Annotated in this window: 20 protein-coding genes; 12 read left to right on the top strand and 8 right to left on the bottom strand. The window is 63.7% G+C overall.

Going from position 1 to position 22,518, the window contains the following annotated elements; all coding sequences use genetic code 11:
- Nucleotides 1-2: 2 nt before the first annotated feature.
- From H2509_RS09600 to H2509_RS09615, 4 genes are read right to left on the bottom strand one after another with little or no spacing between them, the layout of a single operon-like run.
- Nucleotides 3-1,307, bottom strand: a complete 1,305-nt coding sequence (locus tag H2509_RS09600) for a cytosine deaminase (protein ID WP_182164705.1) — start codon at nucleotides 1,305-1,307, stop codon at nucleotides 3-5.
- 7 nt (nucleotides 1,308-1,314) lie between these two features.
- Entirely contained in the window at nucleotides 1,315-2,190 is an 876-nt protein-coding gene (locus tag H2509_RS09605) for an ABC transporter permease (protein WP_182164708.1), read from the bottom strand.
- On the bottom strand, nucleotides 2,187-3,002 hold the full coding sequence (locus H2509_RS09610) for an ABC transporter ATP-binding protein (RefSeq protein ID WP_209001888.1): 816 nt from the start codon (nucleotides 3,000-3,002) through the stop codon (nucleotides 2,187-2,189). Before H2509_RS09610 ends, H2509_RS09605 begins: the two co-directional genes overlap by 4 nt.
- A 36-nt stretch (nucleotides 3,003-3,038) precedes the next feature.
- Complete coding sequence (locus H2509_RS09615) at nucleotides 3,039-4,040, bottom strand: ABC transporter substrate-binding protein (RefSeq protein ID WP_182164710.1); 1,002 nt, start codon at nucleotides 4,038-4,040, stop codon at nucleotides 3,039-3,041.
- A 354-nt stretch (nucleotides 4,041-4,394) separates the two neighbouring features.
- On the opposite strand from H2509_RS09615, the gene H2509_RS09620 reads away from it, so the two are divergent.
- Together H2509_RS09620 and H2509_RS09625 are read left to right on the top strand one after the other, a co-directional pair.
- Nucleotides 4,395-4,784 (top strand): RidA family protein, encoded by a 390-nt coding sequence (locus tag H2509_RS09620; protein WP_182164712.1) that lies wholly within the window; start codon nucleotides 4,395-4,397, stop codon nucleotides 4,782-4,784.
- A gap of 167 nt (nucleotides 4,785-4,951) precedes the next feature.
- Nucleotides 4,952-6,295: an 8-oxoguanine deaminase gene (locus H2509_RS09625; RefSeq protein ID WP_182164714.1), complete on the top strand. Its 1,344-nt coding sequence runs from the start codon at nucleotides 4,952-4,954 to the stop codon at nucleotides 6,293-6,295.
- Between the two features lie 58 nt (nucleotides 6,296-6,353).
- Here the strand turns inward: H2509_RS09625 and H2509_RS09630 are convergent, their stop codons facing one another.
- Complete coding sequence (locus tag H2509_RS09630) at nucleotides 6,354-7,202, bottom strand: putative metalloprotease CJM1_0395 family protein (protein ID WP_182164716.1); 849 nt, start codon at nucleotides 7,200-7,202, stop codon at nucleotides 6,354-6,356.
- A 187-nt stretch (nucleotides 7,203-7,389) separates the two neighbouring features.
- On the opposite strand from H2509_RS09630, the gene H2509_RS09635 reads away from it, so the two are divergent.
- The gene (locus H2509_RS09635; RefSeq protein WP_182164718.1) at nucleotides 7,390-8,199 is read left to right on the top strand and encodes a creatininase family protein; all 810 of its coding nucleotides are present in this window, start codon (nucleotides 7,390-7,392) and stop codon (nucleotides 8,197-8,199) included.
- 60 nt (nucleotides 8,200-8,259) lie between these two features.
- Here H2509_RS09635 and serA read toward each other — a convergent pair whose 3' ends face one another.
- Together serA and H2509_RS09645 are read right to left on the bottom strand one after the other, a co-directional pair.
- A complete protein-coding gene (serA, locus tag H2509_RS09640) occupies nucleotides 8,260-9,504 on the bottom strand; it encodes a phosphoglycerate dehydrogenase (protein ID WP_182164720.1) in 1,245 nt (414 codons plus the stop codon).
- Nucleotides 9,505-9,626: 122 nt separating this feature from the next.
- Nucleotides 9,627-9,992 carry an ArsC family reductase gene (locus H2509_RS09645; RefSeq protein WP_182164722.1) on the bottom strand — a complete coding sequence of 122 codons (366 nt, stop codon included), beginning with the start codon at nucleotides 9,990-9,992 and terminating at the stop codon, nucleotides 9,627-9,629.
- A 254-nt stretch (nucleotides 9,993-10,246) separates the two neighbouring features.
- On the opposite strand from H2509_RS09645, the gene H2509_RS09650 reads away from it, so the two are divergent.
- The 9 genes from H2509_RS09650 (at nucleotide 10,247) to H2509_RS09690 (ending at nucleotide 21,302) form a co-directional block, all read left to right on the top strand.
- Nucleotides 10,247-11,953 (top strand): adenylate/guanylate cyclase domain-containing protein, encoded by a 1,707-nt coding sequence (locus tag H2509_RS09650; protein WP_209001889.1) that lies wholly within the window; start codon nucleotides 10,247-10,249, stop codon nucleotides 11,951-11,953.
- A gap of 285 nt (nucleotides 11,954-12,238) precedes the next feature.
- A complete protein-coding gene (locus H2509_RS09655) occupies nucleotides 12,239-13,825 on the top strand; it encodes an ABC transporter substrate-binding protein (protein WP_182164726.1) in 1,587 nt (528 codons plus the stop codon).
- A gap of 130 nt (nucleotides 13,826-13,955) precedes the next feature.
- Nucleotides 13,956-14,933 (top strand): ABC transporter permease, encoded by a 978-nt coding sequence (locus H2509_RS09660; RefSeq protein WP_182164728.1) that lies wholly within the window; start codon nucleotides 13,956-13,958, stop codon nucleotides 14,931-14,933.
- Nucleotides 14,934-14,958: 25 nt separating this feature from the next.
- On the top strand, nucleotides 14,959-15,903 hold the full coding sequence (locus tag H2509_RS09665) for an ABC transporter permease (RefSeq protein WP_182164730.1): 945 nt from the start codon (nucleotides 14,959-14,961) through the stop codon (nucleotides 15,901-15,903).
- Between the two features lie 8 nt (nucleotides 15,904-15,911).
- Nucleotides 15,912-16,928 (top strand): ABC transporter ATP-binding protein, encoded by a 1,017-nt coding sequence (locus H2509_RS09670; RefSeq protein WP_182164732.1) that lies wholly within the window; start codon nucleotides 15,912-15,914, stop codon nucleotides 16,926-16,928.
- Nucleotides 16,929-16,939: 11 nt separating this feature from the next.
- Entirely contained in the window at nucleotides 16,940-17,935 is a 996-nt protein-coding gene (locus tag H2509_RS09675; protein WP_182164735.1) for an ABC transporter ATP-binding protein, read from the top strand.
- Nucleotides 17,936-18,166: 231 nt separating this feature from the next.
- Nucleotides 18,167-19,168, top strand: a complete 1,002-nt coding sequence (locus H2509_RS09680) for a DctP family TRAP transporter solute-binding subunit (RefSeq protein WP_182164737.1) — start codon at nucleotides 18,167-18,169, stop codon at nucleotides 19,166-19,168.
- 100 nt (nucleotides 19,169-19,268) lie between these two features.
- Nucleotides 19,269-19,889: a TRAP transporter small permease gene (locus tag H2509_RS09685; protein WP_182164739.1), complete on the top strand. Its 621-nt coding sequence runs from the start codon at nucleotides 19,269-19,271 to the stop codon at nucleotides 19,887-19,889.
- A 9-nt stretch (nucleotides 19,890-19,898) separates the two neighbouring features.
- A complete protein-coding gene (locus tag H2509_RS09690) occupies nucleotides 19,899-21,302 on the top strand; it encodes a TRAP transporter large permease (RefSeq protein WP_182164741.1) in 1,404 nt (467 codons plus the stop codon).
- Between the two features lie 60 nt (nucleotides 21,303-21,362).
- Here H2509_RS09690 and H2509_RS09695 read toward each other — a convergent pair whose 3' ends face one another.
- Nucleotides 21,363-22,469 (bottom strand): citrate synthase/methylcitrate synthase, encoded by a 1,107-nt coding sequence (locus tag H2509_RS09695; RefSeq protein WP_182164743.1) that lies wholly within the window; start codon nucleotides 22,467-22,469, stop codon nucleotides 21,363-21,365.
- Nucleotides 22,470-22,518 lie beyond the last annotated feature (49 nt).

Consider the following 22,518-nt stretch of genomic DNA (forward strand, 5'->3'; position numbering starts at 1 on the left):
CATCACTCCATCAGGTCATCGAGTTCCCGGTAGTCGGGAAGCGTCCTGTCGATCGGCTGGCCCGAACGCAGCACGATGCGTTCGCCGCCGGGCCGGGCCAGAAGCTCGTTCCAGTCGCGCACCCGGAAGAGGAGGAGATCGGCTGCCCCCATCTCCTCGATACGCCCCGCCTCGGCGCTTCCCAGCATTTCGGCCGGCGTCAGCGTCACCGTCTTGATCCAGTCGCCGACAGGATGATCGAGATGCAGGAGACGGGTTGCCTGGGCATAGACCTCGACCATGTCGAGATCGCCATAGGCGTAAAACGGATCCCGCGTATTGTCGGAGGCGACCGCGACCGGAACGCCGCGCGCCTTAAGTTCATGCAGCAGCGTCACGCCTCTGAAGCGCGGCGTACGGCCGGCGGCGCGATCCTGCAGATAAAGATTGCACATCGGCAGGGCGACGATGCCCAGGCCGGCTTCGGCAACCGCATCCAGCGTGCGCTCCACCTCGTCCGCATCCTGCGTCGAGAGCGAGCAGCAATGGCCGCAGACCACCTTGCCCGCAAAGCGATTGCGCAACGCCGCCTCGGCGATGAGGCGGAGCGAATGGGCGGAAGGGTCCAGCGTCTCGTCGACATGGAAGTCGAGATCCAGCCCATGACGGGCCGCCGTCTGGAACACCCGGTCGAGATGGTCGACCAGTCCGTCGACCATGTAGGTGACGCTGCCCAACACGCCGCCACACGTTGCCACGCGCCTCGCGATCCGATCGAGAAACCCGTCGTCCGCCACCGCTTCGATGCCGAACAGGGCAACCGCCTGCAGGGCGATCCGCCCGGCCCAGCGCTCGCGCATCTCCAGGAAGACCGGCCAGGAGATCCCATCCTGGGGCGGAATGCTGTCGATATGCGTGCGCATGAACACCGTGCCATGCGCGAATGCGGAGCGAAGGGCGAAATCCATGCGGCGGGCGACATCGGAAGCGGACCACCGCGCCATCCGGTCCTCGGCAACGCTTTGCAGCGCTCCGGCAAACGTTCCGTCCGGATTGGGCTTTCGCGGCCAGATATGGCCCTTGTCCAGATGCGTATGCATGTCGACGAGGCCGGGCAATACGAGACCGCCATCCAGATCCACAAGGGCGAGATCGCGGGGCGTCGCCGCACCCGCGGGCAGGATGCGGGCAATCCGTCCGGCTTCGATCACGATATCCGCGCGAGCCAGCCCCTCGCCCCGATAGGCGACGGGTTCGCTGGTCAGGCAGTCGGGAACCGTCGCGTTTACGAGGCAATAGGCTCCGTTGGGAATATCGAGAAAGGCCATTGCAAATTCAGACCTCCCGCTTCAGGGCGCTTTCATGCCACCGGCGCAGCAAGAGATGCGAAACGAAGCTCGTGACAGCAAATATCAGAACGCCGGTCATCGAAAGCAGGATCAGCGCGGCAAAAAGGCGCGGGATGTTCAACCGAAATTGCGACTCGATGAGGCGGAAGGCAAGGCCCGACCCGGCACCGGCCGAGCCGGCGGCGAATTCCGCGACCACCGCGGCGATCAACGCCAGGCCGCCGGCGATGCGCAGACCCGCCAGGAAATAGGGCAAGGCATTCGGCATCTTGAGATAGGCGAGCGTCTGCCAGCGGCTTGCGCCATAGAGCCGGAAGAGATCGAGCAGGTTGTGGTCCGTCGACTTCAGTCCCTGCGTGGTGTTGGAGAGCACCGGAAAGAAGGCGACGATCCAGGCGCAGATCAGCAAGGCCGCCTGCGTCGAGGGAACATAGATCAGGATCAGCGGCGCGATCGCCACGATCGGCGTCACCTGCAGGATGACGGCGTAGGGGTAGAGAGCCAGTTCCGCGAGCCGCGATTCCGAAAGCAGGACGGCAAGCGCGACGCCGCCGACCAGCGCGATCAGCAAAGCCAGGAAGGTGATCTTCAGCGTCACCAGCAGAGCCGGCCCCAAAACCGACCAGTCGGCCACAAGCGCTTCGGCAACCCGACGCGGGCTCGGCAGGATGTAATGGGGAACATCGTAAGCCGCAACGTACAGGCTCCAGGCCGCAACCAGCAGCACGAGCATGAAGACCGGTACCGCAAATCGCAGGATCCTCGACCGACCGCCGCCGCTTCGCCCGCCATCCGTCGCGAGCGACGTCGGCGACGCGGAAACGCCTGCACCCAGATCTGTTTCGCTGGCAGGGAAACTCATGACCCCTCGCTCGCCTCCATCGCCCGGTGAAGAGCTTCCGAGGCCTTGCGGCAATAGTCGTTGTAGAGGCTCGAGGTCCTGAATTCCTCCTCGCGCGGATAGGGCGCATCCACGGTCATGTCCTCGACGACCCGCCCCGGTCTCGCCGCCATCACGACGATCCGGTTGGACAGGTAAACGCTCTCGAAGACGGAATGGGTGACGAAGATCACCGTCCAGCCGAACGTGCTCCAGAGATGGAGGAGATCGTTGTTGAGCTTGAAGCGGGTGATTTCGTCCAGCGCGGCGAAAGGCTCGTCCATCAGCAGCAGCCGAGGCTTGGTAACGAGCGCACGGGCGATCGACACCCGCATCTTCATGCCGCCGGAAAGCTCGCGCGGGTAGCTGTCGGCGAAGCCGGCAAGACCGACCATGTCGAGGGCCGCCATCACGTCGTCCCGCGCCGCCGTTCTGGAGACGCCTTTCAGCTTCAAAGGCAGATGAACGTTGCCGAAAACGGTGGCCCAGGGCATCAGCGTCGGCTCCTGGAAGACGAAGCTGATCTCCGCGCCGTGTTCGGCAACCGGCGTCGCACCGGACGCCGAGGGCCATTCGAGCTTGCCGCCCGAGGCATTGGCGAGCCCTGCGATAATCCTCAAGGCCGTCGATTTGCCGCAGCCCGACGGCCCGAGCAGGCTGACGAATTCCCCTTGGGCGATATCGAGCGACAGATCGTTCAGCGCCAGCGTGCCATTGGCAAAGCGCTTGGAGACATGACGCAGGGATATCAGCGGAGCGGCCTGCGTCATCGGTTCCCTGGAGGACTGCAGCATTCTTCTTTCCAGATTCCTTTCCGGAGCTATGCCGGGCTATTTCCTGAGGTCCATGCCGAGACCGTTGCAGACGAACTCGGTCGTGTAGACCTTGGAGATATCCAGGTCCGCCTTGACGACGCCGGCGGCGACCATCTTGTCATAGAACCCCTTGACGCCCTCGTCGGTCATGCAGCCGATGCCCTTTTCCAGCGCGATGCCGGATTCGATGAGGCCGTATTCCTTCATCTTGGCGATGGTGAACTCGATCTGCTCATCCGTCATTTCCGGATTGGCCTGCTTGATCAGCCCGTTGGCTTCGGCATTGTCGCCATAAAGGTAATTATACCAGCCGATGATCGATGCTTCGACGAAACGCTTCACGATGTCCGGATTGGCGGCGAGATAGTCCGCCTTGGTCTCGATCATGGTCGAGTAGGTATCGAAGCCCGCATCGGCCATCAGGAAAAGCTTCGGCTTGAAACCTCCCTGCTGTTCGATCGCGAAGGGCTCGGAAGTAATGTAGCCCTGCTGCGCCGATTGCTTGTCGGCAAGGAAGGGCGCCGGGTTGAAGGCATAAGGCTTGTACTGCTCGTCCCGGAAACCGTCGAAATTGGCCTTCATCCACTGGAAACCCGTGGCGAAGAGGTCCTTGCCGAGAAAAATCGTCGGCAGCTTGGCGAGATCCTCGAAGGTTTCGATGCCCTGATCGGGATGGGCAATGATCACCTGCGGATCCTTCTGGAAGATCGCGGCGACCTCGACGACCGGCACGCCCTGCTCGACGGCGGAGAAGGAGCCGATCAGGTTGCCCTGCATGTAGAACTGGATCTTGTCGGCCATCAGCAAGGCCTGGTTCGCCGCCTGCGGCCCGCCCTGCACGATCTCGACAGCGAGACCGTATTTCTCGTATGTGCCATCGGCGACCGCCTGATAGAAGCCGCCATGCTCGGCCTCCGCCAGCCAGTTTGTGCCGAACCTGACCTGATCGAGCGCCGAGGCCGCCGTGGATGCCCCAAGCAGCGCAAGGCCCGCACAAAAGCCCGCAAGAAATCGCATTGCCGTCCCTCCTGCTGAATGACCCCGCCGAATTTCCCTTGTGCCGTCCACGGCCTTGCCGGCCGCCTGCCCATACCGGCTAAACTGGCGGGAATGTCCCTGGCATCAATATTCTCTCTGGCATCAGTATTCTCTCTGCCATCAAGAGCAATCGCCATGCCAGTTCCCATGAGACCGCCATCCTCGCGGAAAATGCAGGCGTGACCGGTTCCCTGACCGCTCCTCGGCAAAGACTAACTCACGATCACTGCCGAAAAAAGCGGCAAGCCGTGAAGGTCGGGACCCATTAATTTGGCGGGACCGGGCGTGATGGCGCCAAGGTCTGCACTCAGAGAATGACCCGCGAGGCACGGAATGACGAAAGCCGTAACACCGAAGACGATCCGCCCGCCCTTTGCCCGCTACAGTCACGCCGTCGAGGTTCCGGCCGGCCACAGGCTGCTCGTCTGTTCCGGGCAGCTCGGCATCGCGCCGGACGACACGATACCTGCCGATGTCGAGGGCCAGACGCGGCTCTGCTTCGAGAATATCGGCGCGATCCTGCGCGAAGCCGGAATGGGATTCGAGCATATCGTCCGCATCAACGCTTTCGTGACGCGGCGGGAAGATCTGCCCGGCTATATGAAGGTGCGCGACGAATTCACCGCCTCGCCGCCCCCGGCCTCAACGCTGATGATCGTGTCCGGCTTCGCGCGCGAGGCATTCCTTGTGGAAGTGGAGGCGATCGCGGCATGTGCCGAATGAGGCGCCTCGCAGGCCCGCGGCAATTGCCGAAAAGCCTACCGCAGTGCTAATTCTTGACGGTCGGCGCTCATTGAAAGCGGCGGCAGATATCCCTCCCCCTGCGCGGAACTCGGGCGGCTTGACTGCCGCTATCTAAGCCTGCAGGTCCGAAAGAACAGGACCATCCCATGCGCTTGTGGATCAAAGACCCGATTGCAATTCTCGCTGACGGCGCCGAACGCGGCATCGTCGTCGAAGACGGCGCCATCGTCGAATGCGTGGCGCGAGGCCAGGAGCCGTCCGCTCCCGTCGACCGGACCTTCGACGCGTCGGCCCACGTCATCATTCCGGGTCTCGTCAACACCCATCACCACTTCTTCCAGACGATGACGCGGGCACATCCCTCGGCCATCAATAAGGAACTGTTTCCCTGGCTGACCTCGCTCTACCCGATCTGGGCGAGGAACGTGACGCCGGAAACATTCCGCCTCGGCACCCGCCTCGCGCTGACCGAGCTTTTGATGTCGGGCTGCACGACGGCCGCCGATCACCACTATCTCTTTCCCGCCGGGTTGAACGAAGCCGTCGATATCCAGGTCGAGGAAGCGAACCGTCTCGGCATTCGCATGACGGTGACGCGCGGTTCGATGAACCTCAGCCAGAAGGACGGAGGCCTGCCACCCGACACCGTCGTGCAGGACGAGGACACCATCCTTGCCGATTGCGAACGCGTGCTCTCCCGCTATCACGACAATTCGAAAGGCTCCCGCATTCAGGTCGCGCTGGCGCCTTGCGCCCCCTTCACGGTCACCAAGCGGCTGATGCGCGAAAGCGTGGCGCTGGCGGAGAAATACGATTGCCGCCTGCACACCCATCTTGGCGAAACCATAGACGAGGACGATTACTGCCTGCATCACTTTCAGTGCCGGCCGGTCGACTATCTCGAAGAATGCGGCTGGATGAACGAGCGGGTGTGGCTTGCCCACGGCATCCACTTCACCGACGACGAGGTGAAGCGCCTCGGTCGCCACCGGGTCGGCGTCTGCCATTGCCCGACCTCCAACATGGTACTCGCTTCCGGCCAATGCCGGACGAAGGAGCTGGAAGCCGCCGGCTCGCCCGTCGGTCTCGGCGTCGACGGCTCGGCCTCGAACGACAATTCCAATCTGATGGAAGGCGTGCGCCACGCGCTGATGATCAACCGGCTGACATACGATGCGGCAAGCGTCACGCATTTCGACGTGTTCCGCTGGGCGACGGAAGGCTCCGCGCGGTGCCTGGGGCGTGACGATATCGGTTCCATCTCGGTCGGAAAGCAGGCCGATCTGGCCTTCTACACGCTGGACGAATTGCGCTTTTCGGGTGCGGGCGATCCTCTGGCGGCACTCGTGCTTTGCGGCGCACATCGCGCCGACAGGGTGATGATCGGCGGCGACTGGAGCGTGGTCGACGGGCTGCCGGTCAACATGGATGTCGCCCGGCTGCGCCATGAGCACGGCGAAGCGGCGAAGCGTTTCCTGGAGAGCCTCTGATCCTTGCGCATTGGCAGCGCCTGGCAATTCGGGCCGGCTCAAGCCGGCCCGATAGCGCTCACGCCACGACGCCGAAAAGGGCTGCGGCGGCATTGGCCTGCCGGAAGATGGTGTTCGCCGCGTCCTGATAGGCCGCATTCGCGACCCGGGCTTCGGAGCGCCTTGAGCCGGTGGCCTCTCCTTCGCCATCCGATTGGTCGCCTTCGAGCAGGTCGGAAAAAAGGTCCAGCAGGTTCTGCGGCTCGCCTTCGCCCTCTTCCGCGGCGCCGGTCAGTTCGGCATTACCTTGCTTGCGAAGCTCCGCCTGGGCTTCGGTTCGCAACTTCTGGGCCTGGGCTGCGACCTGGCGATCCTGCGACGACGGATCCGCGGGAGCCAAAGCGGCGCGAATGACGATTTCCGCCTTGCGGATCGTCTGCTCGGGCGTGCGCTCAGGCGACGCGTCGATCGGCACCTCGCCGGCCGATACGTAGCGCTTGCCGTCGGGCCCGGTCGTGAATTCATACTGCGGCGAACCGGCATAGGGTCCGCCGACCGCGGCATGGGCCTGCTCGTGCTGGCGGATTTCGGTGTCGCGCTGCTTGAGCTCGCGGACCTGGTTCTCTTCCTCCTCCGTCAGTTCCTCGCCGTCGGCGGCCTTCTCGGTCGATCCATCCTCGATCTCGCCGGGCTTGCGGGTTTCCTCCGCGTCCTTGCGCGGGTCGCTGCGCAAGGAGGAGCGCTCGGTTCCGTCGGCGGCGCGCACCGCGTCGGCGCGCTGGGTTTCGACATTGGAGGCAACGGAAGCTTCCGCCGGTTGCGCCGGCGCGCGCGCGATCGGCAGCGGGCCCGCCCCGCCCGCGCCAGGCACGGGTGTCGCAGGTCGCTGGAACGGAAGCGGGAAGGAACCTCCAATCGCCAGTGACATGGCGCAAGGATCGCCAGGCGATGGTAACCGAAGTCTTAAGGAACGACCCTGTGCGCATTCAGTTCAGCGTGAACGAGTGGGGCGATCCATGCCGGATCGGCTTGGATCGGAACCGGGCAGGCGCTAAGGTCCAAAGACGATCCCGATGCGCCCTGCGGCGCCCGTCAACCAGCCTCACGAGACCTCAATGCCCTCACTGCCGCGCCGTTTCTGGCATGAGATGACCACCTTCGACTTTACCGAGGCCGACACCCGCGACTGGATCGCGGTGCTCCCGGTCGCGGCGATCGAACAGCACGGCCCGCATCTGCCCGTCTTCACGGACACCTGCATTGCCGAAGGCCAGATCGCCCGCGTTCTCGAACTGCTGCCGGACGACGTCCCGGCAACCTTCCTGCCCGTGCAGGCCATCGGCAAGTCGAATGAGCACATTTCCTCGCCCGGCACGCTGACCCTTTCCTGGGATACGGTGACCAAGGCCTGGGAGGAGATCGGCGACAGCGTGCACCGCGCCGGCATCCGCAAGTTCGTGCTCATCAATTCGCACGGCGGCAACGTCCCGATCATCGATATCGTCGCCCGCGAACTAAGGGTGAAATACGACATGCTGGCGGTTGCGACCGCCTGGAGCCGCTTCGGCCAGCCGGACGGCGTCTTTCCCCGGCAGGAATTCAGCTACGGCATCCACGGGGGGGACATCGAAACCTCGATCATGCTTCACCTGCGCCCCGACCTCGTGCGCATGGAAAAGGCTGCCGACTTCCCTTCGGCCCAGCAGGATTTCCTGCGGGAGTTCAAGCACCTGCGGGGCCACGGCCCGGCCCAGTTCGGCTGGAAGTCGCAGGATCTCAACCCGCTCGGCGTCGTCGGCAACGCGGCTGCGGCAACGGCGGAAAAAGGCAAGGCCTCGCTGGACCACGCGGCGCAGGGTTTCGTGGATCTGCTGAAGGATATCCACGCCTTCGACATGAAAAGGATCTGGCGGGACGATACCTGAGCAAGACAGGCGAGGAAGCGCCGGGGCCGGCACGGCGCTTCACACCGCAATCCGCCGCGGTCAGACGCGGTTGAGCAGTCTCGCGCGGATGGTGCCCGGCAGCTTGCGCACCGCTTCCAGGATTTCCACGGCGTTGGCAACCGGCCCGTCGGCATCGAGCACCACGTAGCCGATCTCGCCATCGGTCTGGTAGTGCTGGGCGGCGATGTTCACCTGGTAGCTCGCGAACAGATCGTTGAGGCGGCCAAGTTCGCCCGGCGCGTTCTTCTGCACCTGGATGAAGCGGGTGTTCGCGGTCCCCTTGGGAAGTTGCACCTGCGGGAAATTGACCGCGCCGACCGTGGAGCCGACATCGGAATATTCGACGAGCTTGCGCGCCACTTCCTCGCCGATCCTTTCCTGCGCCTCCTCGGTCGAGCCGCCGACGTGAGGCGTCAGGATGACGTTGTCGAGCCCGCGCAGCGGGCTGACGAATTCCTCGCTGTTCGACTTCGGCTCCGCCGGGAAAACATCGACCGCCGCGCCGGCGAGATGACCGTCCTTCAGGGCGCGGGCGAGCGCTTCGACGTCGAGCACCGAACCGCGTGCGTTGTTGATCAGGAAAGCACCCGGCTTCATCGCCCGGATTTCCGCTTCGCCGATCATGTTCCGGGTCTCGGGCGTCTGCGGCAGGTGCAACGAGACGACGTCGGCGCGCGAGAGCAGATCATGGAGCGAGACAGCCGGTTCCGCATTGCCGTGGCGAAGCTTGTCGGTGTGATCGTGATAGATCACGCGCATGCCCATCGCCTCGGCGAGAACGGCGAGCTGCGAGCCGATGTTGCCGTAGCCGACGATGCCGAGCGTCTTGCCACGCACCTCGCGGCTGCCCGCCGCGCTTTTCAGCCATCCGCCGGCATGGGCCACGGTCGATTTCTGGAAGACGCCGCGCATCAGCATGACGATCTCGGCGATCGTCAGCTCCGCCACGCTCCGCGTATTCGAAAAGGGGGCATTGAAGACGGGAACGCCCCGCCTTGCCGCGGCGCCAAGCGCGACCTGATTCGTGCCGACGGAAAAACACCCCACGGCGACAACGCTGCCTGCGGCCGCAAGCACGTCCTCCGTCAGCTGCGTGCGCGACCGGATGCCGACGATCTGCACGCCCTTCAGGGCCTCGATCAGGCTGTCCCTGTCGAGCGCCGTGTTGAGCGCCTCGACATTCGTGTAACCGTTCTGCGCCAGGATATCGCGCGCCGTCTGGGAAATTCCCTCCAGGAGCAGCCAGCGGATCTGGTGCTTGGGACGAGACAGGCCCTTGTTCATTGCCGTTCCTTCATCGCGGATTGCGCCGGCCCTTCTCAGCACGATCCAGCCGGCAGGAAATTGGCGCTGTCTTAGCTCTTACCGCAATGCAAAACAACGGCGGACGTTGCCGGCGCGCGCCTTCAGGCGAATTCGCCCATCTCGAAGGCCAGCTCCCATGCGGTCTGGTCGAAGCCGATGAAGTTGCGGGCGCCCGTCTCGACGATCGGGCGCTTGATGATCGACGGTTGCTCCAGCATCAACGCGAGGGCGGCATCGGCGTTCGTCGTCTGCTCCTTCACCTCGTCGGGCAGCTTTCGCCAGGTCGTGCCGCCGCGGTTCAGCACCTTCTCCCAGCCGAACTCCTTCATGAAGCCGTCGAGCTTGCCGCTGTCCACGCCCGCTTTGCGATAGTCATGAAATGTGTATTCGACGCCGCGCTCCTCGAGGAAACGGCGCGCCTTCTTGATCGTGTCGCAATTCGTTATGCCGTAGACTGTGACCGCCATATTGCAGGTTCTCCCTGTTCCAGACGGCAATAGCCAATGCCGCAATCATCTCGCCGCGTCCACCCGCTTTCTCATTCGTCCGACTGGCAAATTTGCCAATCCTTCCGTTGCAGCACCTCGCGAAGCAGGCAAAGATTCGTGACCGGCATCATATCCATTTGACGGGAAACTCGCCTCGGATGCAGCCTTGCAACATGGGCGATCGCCCTCCCAGGAGGATTGCGGAAATGGCAGCGAGCGCTTCCCGACAAAGCATGAAGAAGGGACCGGCCGGCAACGGCACGCTCGAGCAGCAATTGCGCCTGGCAAGCGGGCTTGTGCTCATCGTCTTCGTGCTCACGCATTTCCTCAATCACGCGCTCGGCCACATTTCCCTTGGCGTGATGCAGGCCGGGCAGGACCTGCGCTATGCCGTCTGGCATTCGCTGCCCGGCACCGTGCTCCTCTATTCCGCGCTTTTCACCCATGTCGTTCTCGCCCTGTGGCGGACGGCCCGGCGCGGCACGCTCCATATTCCGAAGTGGCAGGCGTTCCAGCTCGGGCTCGGGCTCCTGATCCCGTTCTTCCTGATCCGCCACATCATGGGCACGCGCGGCTCGGAGGTGCTCTATTCGACCTATGTCGACTACCGGCACGAGCTCTCGCTGCTGTGGCCGGGCAGCGCGATCCAGCAATCGCTGCTGCTGGTGATCGTCTGGCTGCACGGCATGATCGGCCTGCATTACTGGCTGCGGCTCCACGGCTGGTACAAGGCCGTCCAGCCGACATTGTTCGCCCTGGCCGTGGCGGTGCCCCTGCTTGCGCTCACCGGCTGGATAGCCGCGGCCCAGCGCCTCGTTGCCGAGGGCGGCACCAAAATCAACGCAACGCCCGAACAGCTGGCCCGGCTTTCCGACTATGCGACGGCCGGCATCTTTCTCGCCTATGGGCTCGTCGGCCTGACGGTCGCCGCCTATTTCGGCCTGAAGATATGGCGCCGATTCGGTCCGATGGTCAGTATCGCCTATATCGGCGGGCGGACGATCAAGGCCCACAAGGGACTGACCCTGCTCGAGATCAGCCGGCTGAACCGGATCCCGCACATGTCCGTCTGCGGCGGGCGGGGGCGCTGCTCCACCTGCCGGACCCTCGTCCTTGCGGGAGGCGAAACCCTGAACGAAATCAGCGCGGCCGAACAGGGCGTGCTGAAACGCATTCATGCCGGACCCGGGGTCAGGCTTGCCTGCCAGATCAGGCCGACATCGGATCTCGTGGTGCGCCCGCTCATCCCCTCCGCGAAGCCGCTGCCGCCTTCCGCCATCCACGACCGCTACCGCTGGGGCGTCGAACGCCCGATCGGTGTGATGTTCATCGATATGCGCGGCTTCACGCGGCTGACGGAAGGACGCCTGCCCTTCGACGTCGTTTTCATCCTCAACCGCTATATCGACGGCATGGTGCGCACGATCCGGCACAATGGCGGCATGGTCGACAAGGTGATGGGTGACGGCGTGATGGCCCTCTTCGGCGTGGAAGTGGAGTTCCAGGCGGGCCTGAGACAGGCCCTTGCCACGATCGTCGCTCTTTCGGAGGAGATCGACACGATAAACCGGGACCTTGCCAACCACCTCGACGCTCCCCTCAGGATCGGCATCGGGCTCCATGGCGGCCAATCGATTCTCGGCCGCATAGGGCTGGACGGGCGATCCGGTGTCGAATCCGGGCTGACGGCGCTCGGCGATGTGGTCAACGTGGCGAGCCGGCTGGAAGCCGCCACGAAGGAAGAAGGCGCATTCGCCCTCGTCTCGCATGATGTCCTGGCAACCGCCGGCATGGAGCCGACCGACATCGGTACGACGCGCGAGCTCTTCGTCAGAGGGCGGTCGGCGCCGCTTGAAGTCGCCGCAATCAGCGATGTCACCGCGCTTGCCGAAGCACTGGTGGCCGAGAGGGACAGTGCAGGAATAGAATCCGCGGCATGACGGGGCAACCGCTGGCGCGTGATGTCCTTTCCACAAGGGCGGCAGCGGCGATCCGCCAGAATTTATGCTTCTGCGTCATGTGATTAGGGCACGGAGGAACGGCAGGCGAGGCATCTCGCCTCGGCAGGCACCGCTCTCCCTGGGTCACGTCACCTTATACTGGACGGACATCGAATTGCCTGTTTAGAGTTCGACTTCCGGTTTCGTTCATAGAGCCAATAAACAAAAGAACGGAGCCTGCCTACAGCCTTCCTGAATGCGATCCTAGAGGGGAGAACAGGGGATATGCGAAGAATAAAATCCGTCGCGGCCGCGACGGCACTCGCTGCATTGCTTGCCAGCACCGCGGCATCGGCGGAAACACTGAAATTTGCCTTTCAGGGAACCCTCAATCAGCTGGACCCCTATAGCCTGAACGAAACGTTCACGCTCGGCATGCTCGGCAATGCCTATGAAGGCCTGACGCGCCGGGGCGCCAATCTGGAGATCGAGCCGGCGCTGGCGGAAAGCTGGGAGATCGTCGAGCCCAACCGCTGGCGCTTCCACTTGCGCAAGGGCGTCAAGTTCCACAATGGCAACGATTTCACCGCCGAGGATGTCGTTTTCTCGGCCGAGCGGCTGCGTGCCGAAGGCTCCGACCTGAAAACGCGTCTTGGCGCGGACGTGAAGGTCGAGATCGTCGATGACCATACCGTCGACTTCGTGCTGCCGGGTCCGAACCCGATCCTGCATTACGAGTGGGACACCTGGTACATCATGGACAAGGAGTGGACCGAGGCGAACAACGCCGTGAAGGTCACATCCGCCTCCGATACCAATCCCAACCATGCCGCCCTTCACGCGAACGGCACCGGACCTTTCCGCATCGACACCCACGAAGCCGGCGTGAAGACCGTCTACAGCAAATATGACGGCTGGTGGGACAAGCCCACGCACAACCTGGATACGGTCGAGTTCACTCCGATCGCGTCCGACGCGACCCGCATCGCCGCGCTTCTTTCAGGCGAACTCGACATGGTCTACCCGGTCCCGGTGCAGGACATCAAACGCGTCGAGGACAATGACGGCACGCGCGCGCTGACCGGCCCGGAACTGCGCACGATCTTCCTCGGCATGGACCAGCGGCGGGACGAACTCCTCCATTCCAGCGTCAAGGGCAAGAACCCATTCCAGGATCGCCGTGTCCGACTTGCGTTCTACCAGGCCATCGACATGGAGGCGATCAAAGACAAGGTCATGCGCGGCCTGTCGACGCCGTCCGCCCTGATGATCTCGCCGTTCCTGTTCTCGCGCGCGGATGAGTTCAAGCGCTATCCCTACGATCCGGAAGCGTCGAAGAAACTGCTCGCCGAGGCCGGATACCCGGATGGCTTCTCGGTCGGCATGGACTGCCCGAACGATCGCTACGTGAACGACGAGGCGATCTGCCAGACGGTTGCCGCCTTCCTGGCCCGGGTCGGCGTCAAGGTGGATCTCAACGCCCAGCCCAAGGCGAAATACTTCGCCAAGGTGCTGGCTTCGGGCGGCTACGACACGTCCTTCTATCTGCTCGGCTGGACGCCAAGCTCCTTCGACAGCTGGAACGTGCTCGCCAATATCGAAGGCTGCCGCGACGATGCAGGAAACGGCGGACAGTTCAATCTCGGCGGCTACTGCAACCCCGAGGTGGACAAGCTCGCCGCCCGGATCCTGGAAGAAAACGACCCCGAAAAGCGCGACGACCTGATCGCCGAGGCCTTCCGGCTGACGATCGGTGACGTCTCGCACATTCCGCTGCATCAGCAGGGTCTGGCATGGGGCGTATCGGACAAGGTGGATGTCGTGCAGCGCGCCGACAACCAGTTCCTTTTCCGCTCGGTCCAGAAGCACTGAGCCACAATCAGGAAATACCCCCCGGCCCCGGCTTTCGCCCGAGGCCGGGGGCGTTTACCCGCTGGCGACAGTTCCTTCGGCGCGCTCAAGCGGTTCGGCGCTCATCGGCCAATCCCGTCGCGGAGAATTCATGCTTGCCTTCACCATCCGGCGCCTGCTGCAGGCCATCCTCGTCATGCTGGTCGTGGCGCTGATCGCCTTCACGCTGTTTCGCTATGTCGGCGACCCGGTCAACCAGATGGTCGGCGTCGAAACGTCCGCCGAGGAAAGGGAGGCCCTGCGCGAACGGCTCGGCCTCAACGCGCCGGTCATGGTGCAGTTCGCCCGCTTCATCGGTCATGCCGCCCTTTTCGACTTCGGCACGTCCTACCAGTTCAAGCAGCCGGTCGCCGACATGATCGGCAAACGGCTTCCCGCGACGCTGGAACTGTCGCTGGTTTCCGCTCTTCTCGCCTTGCTGGTCGGCATCCCGATGGGCGTCTATACGGGCCTCAACCGCGACAGCGCGCTGTCGAAATTCTTCCTGTCCGTCTCGCTGATCGGCATCTCGCTGCCGACATTCCTGATCGGCATCCTGCTCATCTTCGTCTTTTCGGTGAACCTGCAATGGCTGCCGAGCTTCGGGCGCGGCGAGGTCGTGCAGATCGGCTGGTGGTCGACCGGGCTGCTGACCACGAGCGGCCTTAAGGCCCTGGTCCTTCCCGCAATCACCCTGGGGCTGTTCCAGATGACGCTGATCATGCGACTGGTCAGGGCGGAGATGCTGGAGGTGATCCGTACCGACTACATCAAGTTCGCCCGCGCACGCGGCCTGCCGGACCGCATCGTCCATTTCCGCCATGCGCTGAAGAACACCCTCGTTCCGGTCATCACGATCGCCGGCCTGCAGCTTGGCACCATCATCGCCTTCGCGATCATCACCGAGACGGTTTTCCAGTGGCCGGGCATGGGACTTCTCTTCCTGCAGGCCGTACAGAACGTCGATATCCCGATCATGGCGGCCTACCTGATGCTGATCGCCTTCCTTTTCGTCGTGATCAACCTGATCGTCGACATTCTCTACTTCCTCGTCGATCCGCGGCTGCGCGCCGAGCGCGCGGTCCACTGACGGACAGGAGAGGCCCAGACACTACATGACCGAAATGGCTTCCCCCAGAACCGCAGCGACAAGCCGCATCGCAAGGCTCCTCGACAGCGATATCCTGCATTCGTTTCTCAGGTCGAAAGTCACGATTGCGGCGGCTTTCCTCACTCTCCTCTTCTTCGCGGGCGCGATCTTCGCCCCGATCGTCGCCCCGCACGATCCGTTCGACCTTGCAGGCATCTCCATTCTCGACGCCCGCCTGCCGCCCGCATGGATGGAAGGAGGAGATGCCCGCTTCCTGCTCGGCACCGACGATCAGGGGCGGGATGTCTTCTCCGCGATCCTCTACGGCTCACGGATCTCGCTTGCCGTCGGCTTCATGTCGGTGATCCTCGCCGCGACCGTGGGCATCCTGCTGGGGCTTACGGCGGGCTACATGGGCGGGCGGATCGATGCCTTCATCATGCGCATCGCGGAAGTGCAGCTCACCTTTCCCGCTATCCTGATCGCACTGCTGATCGATGGCGCCGCCCGAGGGATATTCGGCAATCTCGACCGCGAGAAATACGTCTTCTGGATCCTCGTCTTCTCGATCTCGCTATCGCTCTGGGTGCAATTCGCCCGCACCGTGCGCGGCTCGACGCTGGTCGAGCGCGGCAAGGAATACGTCCAGGCGGCCAGGCTGATCGGCATTCCGCCGTTTCTCATCATGATCCGGCATGTCCTGCCGAACGTGCTCGGTCCCGCGCTCGTCATCGCCACGATCAACCTGGCGCTCGCGATCATCACCGAAGCGACGCTTTCCTTCCTCGGTGTCGGCGTCCCGCCGACCCAGCCTTCGCTCGGCACGCTCATCCGCATCGGCAACGACTTCCTGTTCTCCGGCGAATGGTGGATCGCGATCTTTCCGGGCGCCGCCCTCGCGCTGCTGGTGCTGGCCGTCAATCTGCTCGGCGACTGGCTGCGCGACGCGCTCAACCCCAAGCTTCGCTAGGAGGAAGCATGTCGGAACACCCCCTCCTCTCGGTCCGCGATCTCAAGGTCGATTTCCCGACGCGGCGCGGCACGCTGAAAGCGATAGACGGTATTTCCTTCGACATCGCTCGGGGCGAGATCCTGGGCGTCGTCGGAGAGTCCGGCGCCGGCAAGTCGCTGACGGGCAGCGCCATCATCGGGCTCCTGGAGCCGCCGGGGCGCATTTCGGGCGGCGAGGTCCGCCTCAAGGGCGACCGGATCGACAATCTTCCGGCAAAGGCCATGCGCCATATCCGCGGCAAGCGGATCGGCATGATCTTCCAGGACCCACTGACGAGCCTGAACCCGCTCTTCACGATCGGGGAGCAGATTGTCGAGACCATCATGGCGCATCTGCCGGTCTCCGAACGCGAGGCGCGAGAGAGAGCCGTCCACCTCCTCGACGAGGTCGGAATTCCGGCCGCGAGCCAGCGCCTTGGCGCCTATCCGCACCAGTTTTCCGGCGGCATGCGCCAACGCGTCGTGATCGCGCTTGCCCTTTGCGCCGAGCCGGAACTGGTCATCGCCGACGAGCCCACCACCGCCCTCGACGTTTCGGTGCAGGCCCAGATCATCCGATTATTGAAGCGGATCTGCCGCGATCACGGCGCTTCGGTGATGCTGATCACCCACGACATGGGCGTTATCGCCGAGACATGCGACCGGGTCGCGGTCATGTATTCCGGCCGCATCGCCGAAATCGGTCCCGTCGCCGACGTGGTGAGGGCGCCGCGCCATCCCTACACGATCGGTTTGATGGGCGCGATCCCGACGCTCGATGCAACGGAAGATCGCCTGACGCAGATCCCTGGTTCAATGCCGAGACTGGATGCCATCCCGTCCGGCTGCGCGTTCAATCCGCGCTGCGCGCATGTTTTCGCCCGTTGCCGCCAGGAACGCCCGGAACCGATTGACGTCGGAAGCAGCAAGGTCGCCTGCTGGCTGGCCGAAGAGGACGGCAGCCGGACAATTGTGGACAAGAAAAAGGCGGACCAACTGTCATGAGGGAAGCCGGCATGCCGCCTGTCGTCGAGGTGTCAAACCTCTCGCGCACGTTCGACGTTTCGAAGCCGTGGCTCAACCGCGTGCTGGAACGGGCACCGAAAGCCTACCTGAAGGCCGCGCAGGATATTTCCTTCTCGATCGGCAAGGGCGAGACATTCGCGCTGGTCGGCGAATCCGGCTCCGGCAAATCCACCGTCGCCAAGATGGTCGTCGGCCTCCTCGCCGCCTCCGAGGGCGAAATCCGCATCGACGGCGTCGATATGCGCAAGTCCCGCAACACCGCCGCCATGCGCGGCTTGCGGCGGCGCATCCAGATGATCTTTCAGGATCCCTATGCCAGCCTCAACCCGCGCTGGCGGGTGGACCGGATCATCGCCGAGCCGATCCGCGCCTTCGGCCTGGAACGAGGCGAGCAGGCGATCTCCGCCCGCGTCGGCGAACTGCTGGAACTCGTCCGCCTCAATCCGCGCGACGGGGCGAAATACCCGCACGAGTTCTCCGGCGGCCAGCGCCAGCGCATCTGCATTGCCCGCGCACTGGCGTCCCGCCCGGAATTCATCGTCTGCGACGAACCGACCTCGGCGCTCGACGTTTCGGTTCAGGCGCAGATCCTCAACCTCATGCGCGACCTTCAGGACGAGTTCGGCCTGACCTATCTCTTCATCAGCCACGATCTCGCTGTGGTGCGGCATATGGCTGCCCGCATCGGCGTCATGTATCTCGGCCGCCTGGTGGAAGTCGCCAAGGCCGGGGAGCTGTTCGGCAATCCGCAACATCCCTATACGCGGATGCTGCTTGAGGCGATTCCGGATCTCAACATGACCGGCCGTCCCCGAAAGGCCGTGGAAGGCGAAATTCCCAATCCGATCAATCCGCCGCCGGGCTGCAGCTTCCATCCCCGCTGCCCGCTTGCAAACGAGCGCTGCCGGATCGAACGCCCTGCCTTCCTGACACGCCAGCCGGCAACGGGCGTGGCCTGTCACGCGGTGGAGGAGGGCCGCGCCTGAGCCCTCCGGTCTGCCCGGGACACCGGCACGGCGGATGTACCCACACCGACACATTCGTCGCCTGCGGATGTGTCGAACCCGACACATCCGGAAGTGGCCGCGGCACCGAGTCGGCGCACGTTTGCTTGCAGGACAACGGTTTTTGATCGACGATGGCAATTGGCACGCTAGTTGCTCAATTGGTGCTGCGCCGATCGACATCGGCCAGCCAACACGCTTGGGAGGACATCCATGAAAAAGTTCGTAGTGGCCGCCGCCGCGGCCGCCTCGTTTGCGTTCGCCGCACCCGCAATCGCCAGTGAAGGCTGCGACGACGGCGAGATCGTCATCAAGTTCAGCCACGTCGTCGCCGCGACCGGCCACCCGAAGGGCGATGCCGCCACGATGCTCGCCGACCGCGTCAACAAGGAGATGGACGGCAAGGCCTGCATGCAGGTGTTCCCGAATTCCCAGCTCTTCGACGACGACAAGGTGATGGAAGCGCTGCTGCTTGGCGACGTCCAGCTCGCCGCGCCCTCGCTTTCCAAGTTCGAAGCCTACACGCTGAAATATCGCGTCTTCGACCTGCCTTTCCTGTTTGCGAACCTCAGTGCCGTCGACCGCTTCAACTCGTCCGAGGCCGGCAAGGGCCTGCTCGATTCCATGCAGGATGTCGGCTACCAGGGCCTCGGCTACTGGCTGTCCGGCCTGAAGCAGTTCTCGGCCAACAAGCCGCTGCTCGAGCCCTCCGACGCCAACGGCCTGAAGTTCCGCATCCAGACTTCGGACGTCGCGGAAGCGATGATCGAGGCCATTGGCGGCAACGCGCAGAAGCTCGCCTTCAAGGAAGTCTACGGCGCGCTGCAGACGGGCGTCGTCGACGGGCAGGAAAACACCTGGTCGAACATCTACACCCAGAAGTTCTTCGAGGTGCAGGACGGCATCACCGAGACCAACCACCAGGTTCTCGCCTATCTCCTCGTCACCTCGACCGAGTGGCTGAACAGCCTCGACGACGAGACCCGGACGCAGTTCCTCAAGATCACCGAGGAAGTGACGAAGGCCGGTAACGACGCCGTCGCCGATGCGGAAGCCAAGAACCGCCAGCGCATCCTCGAAGCCGGCGCCACGATCCGCGAACTGACGCCCGAGCAGCGCGCCAAGTGGGTCGAGGTCATGAAGCCGGTCTGGGGCAAGTTCCAGGAAGATATCGGCGAGGACCTGATCAACGCCGCTGTCGCCTCCAACGACTGATTGCGCATCAGATCGATCGGAAACTTCGAAAGGCCCCTGCGGGGGCCTTTCTTGAACGTCGCCGAAGACCTTACTTCCTGAGCGACGGGGGGAGCCTGTCATGCAGAGGGTGGACAACTGGGTCACCCGCTTCGAGGAGAGCGTGCTTGCTCTTCTCCTCGCGGCGATGACCATCGTTTCCTTTACTCAAGTCGTCGCGCGCTACGGCTTCAACACCGGCTGGACCGGCGCGCTGGAATTCACGCGCATCCTTTTCGCCTGGCTGATCCTGTTCGGCATGAGCTACGGCGTGAAAATCGGCGCCCATCTCGGCGTGGACGCCTTTATCCGCCTGTTGCCGAAAAAAGTCTTCCGGGTGATCGCCGTATTCGGCGCGGCCTGCGGCCTTCTCTACGCGGCGATCCTGCTGTCCGCCGACTGGCTTTCCATCTTCGGCATCGACACGCGGGGCGGCGCGATCGACTACTGGTCGCGCATGTACAAGATCGGCATCGGCCTCGACGACCTGCGCTATCCCGAATTCATCCAGGAGACTTTCGGCACCAAGGAACGGGTGCAGCGCTGGATCGCCTACCTGATCCTGCCGCTTGGCCTCACCCTGTTCGGCTTCCGCTGCCTGCAGGCGATGATCGCCATCATCCAGGGCAAGCAGGAAACGATGATCGCCGCCCATGAGGCGGAGGAACTCGTTGCCGAACACAAAGACGAACTGAAGGACTGAGGAACGACCATGGAAGCAGCCGTCCTTTTCATCCTCGTCCTCGGTCTCCTGTTCCTGGGCGTACCGATTGCCATCTCCCTCGGGCTTTCGAGTGTGCTGGCGATTGCCTTCTTCTCGCAAGACAGCATGTCGTCGGTGGCGATCCAGCTCTTCACCGCCTCGCAGAACTACACCCTGCTCGCCATCCCCTTCTTCATCCTGGCCTCGGCCTTCATGTCGACGGGCGGCGTGGCGCGACGCATCATCCGCTTCGCAATCGCGTCCGTCGGCCACGTTCGCGGCGGGCTGGCGATCGCGGCCGTCTTTTCGTGCATGCTCTTTGCCGCCCTTTCCGGCTCGTCGCCGGCGACCGTGGTGGCGATCGGCACAATCGCCATCGCCGGCATGCGGCAGGTCGGCTATTCGAAGGAATTCGCCGCCGGCGTCATTGCCAACGCAGGCACCCTCGGCATCCTCATCCCGCCCTCGATCGTGATGGTGGTCTATGCCGCGGCCACCGACGTATCCGTCGGCCGCATGTTCCTCGCCGGCGTCATTCCAGGTCTCGTCGCCGGGTTGATGCTGATGACGGCGATCTACGTCAATGCACGCATCCGCGGCCTGCAGGGCCAGCCCTTTGCGGGCTTTGGCGAGATACTGGGCGCCGCGCGCGAGGCCGGATGGGGCCTCTTCCTGATCGTGATCATCCTGGGAGGCATCTATGGCGGCGTCTTCACGCCGACCGAAGCCGCCGCAGTGGCCGCCGTCTATTCCTTCTTCATCGCGATCTTCATCTATCGCGACATGGGCCCGCTGAAGGACATTCCATGGCGCCGGCCCGGCGAGGGTCAGGCTGCGGCATTCGTGCGCAATCTCGGCCTCATCGCCTGGAAGTTCCTGCCCGGATGCTTCCACAGCGACACAAAGAAGGTGCTCGTCGACAGCGCCAAGACGACGATTATGCTGATGTTCATCATCGTCAACGCGCTGCTCTTCGCCCATGTGCTGACCTCGGAGCGCATCCCCCAGGCGATCACCGACTGGATGATCGGAGCCGGCTTCAACTGGTTCACCTTCCTGATCGCGGTCAACCTGCTGCTGCTGCTCGGCGGACAGTTCATGGAACCTTCGGGCCTGTTGCTGATCGTGGCACCGGTGGTGTTCCCGATCGCGATCCAGCTTGGCGTCGATCCGATCCATCTCGGCATCATCATGGTGGTGAACATGGAAATCGGCATGATCACGCCGCCGATCGGCCTGAACCTGTTCGTCACGTCGGGCATTACCGGAATGAGCCTCATTCAGGTGGTGAGGGCGTCCCTGCCCTTCGTGGCGATCCTGTTCCTGTTCCTGATCCTGGTGACCTATATCCCCGGCATCTCGACGACGCTGCCCTACGCTCTCATGGGGCCGGAGATCATCACCAACAGATAAGCCGGCTTAGAAACGGCAAACCTGACGGCCGGCGCCCGTTCGAGCGCCGGCCTTTTTTTGTCATCCGGCCTGGCCGACATAACGCGACATCGGCCTGATCAGTTTTCCCGCTTTCCCTTGCTCAAGGATATGGGCACACCAGCCGACCGACCGCCCAAGGGCAAATAGCGGTGTGAAAAGCGACCGGTCCACGCCGACCGCATCGAGCAGTACGGCGGTATAGAATTCCACATTCGTCTCCAGAACGCGGGACGGGCGATGACGCTTCAAGGCGGCAAGCGCCACGCTCTCTATCGCCTCCGCACTCCGCAGGCGCCCGGACTGCTGCCTTAGCGGGGCAAGGCCTTCGCGCAGGACATCGGCGCGCGGATCGCGCGTGCGGTAGATCCTGTGGCCGAAGCCCATCAGCCGGCGCCCGGCCGCCAGTTCCTCGTCGATCCAGCGTGCCGCATCTTCCGGGTCGCCGATCGCGTCCAGCATGTCGAGCACCGGCCCCGGCGCGCCGCCATGCAGCGGCCCCTTGAGCGCACCGAAGGCGCCAAGCACCGCCGAACGCATGTCGGCCCCCGTCGAGGCAATCACGCGTGCGGCAAAGGTCGAGGCATTCAGGCCATGGTCGAGGATCGTGACCAGATATCGGTCGAGCCCTGCCACCTCGGCCTGCCGCGCCGGCTTGCCCCGAAGCAGTCGCAGCAGATCAGCTGAGATCGACAGGGACGGGTCCGGAGCACCGATTTGCCGCCCATGGGCAAGCGCGTCAGCGGCCGGCAGGAGATAGCCAAGCGACCCGGAAATGACGATCGCATCCCGGACGGTTCCCGTGAGAGGCAAAGCCTCCAGCCCAAGACGCATCAGCTCATAGACGCCGAGCCCCCCGGGTGCCGCCTTCATTGCCGGCAGACATTGCCGTGCCGCGACCCGGGCCGCGGCGAAACCGGCTTTCACGTCGCTCAGGTCCTCGTCGGGCAGGAACCCGCGCCAGAGGAAAGCGGCGCCTTGCTCGAAGGTGAGCTTGCCGGCCAGCTCCTCAATGGGCCTGCCGCGCAACACCAGACGTCCCCCGGCGCCATCCACATCCGACAATACGGTTTCGGCGGCGATAATTCCATCAAGCCCGGGCGCGTAGAGCGGCAGGCATCCTTCAGAAGGCTCAAATCTCTCGGTCATGACCTTTTCCTTGTGAAACGGATGTCATTGCAAAGCATCTGGCCGGCCG

Source organism: Stappia albiluteola (genome assembly GCF_014050225.1).
In the GTDB taxonomy this organism is placed as follows: Bacteria; Pseudomonadota; Alphaproteobacteria; order Rhizobiales; family Stappiaceae; genus Hongsoonwoonella; species Hongsoonwoonella albiluteola.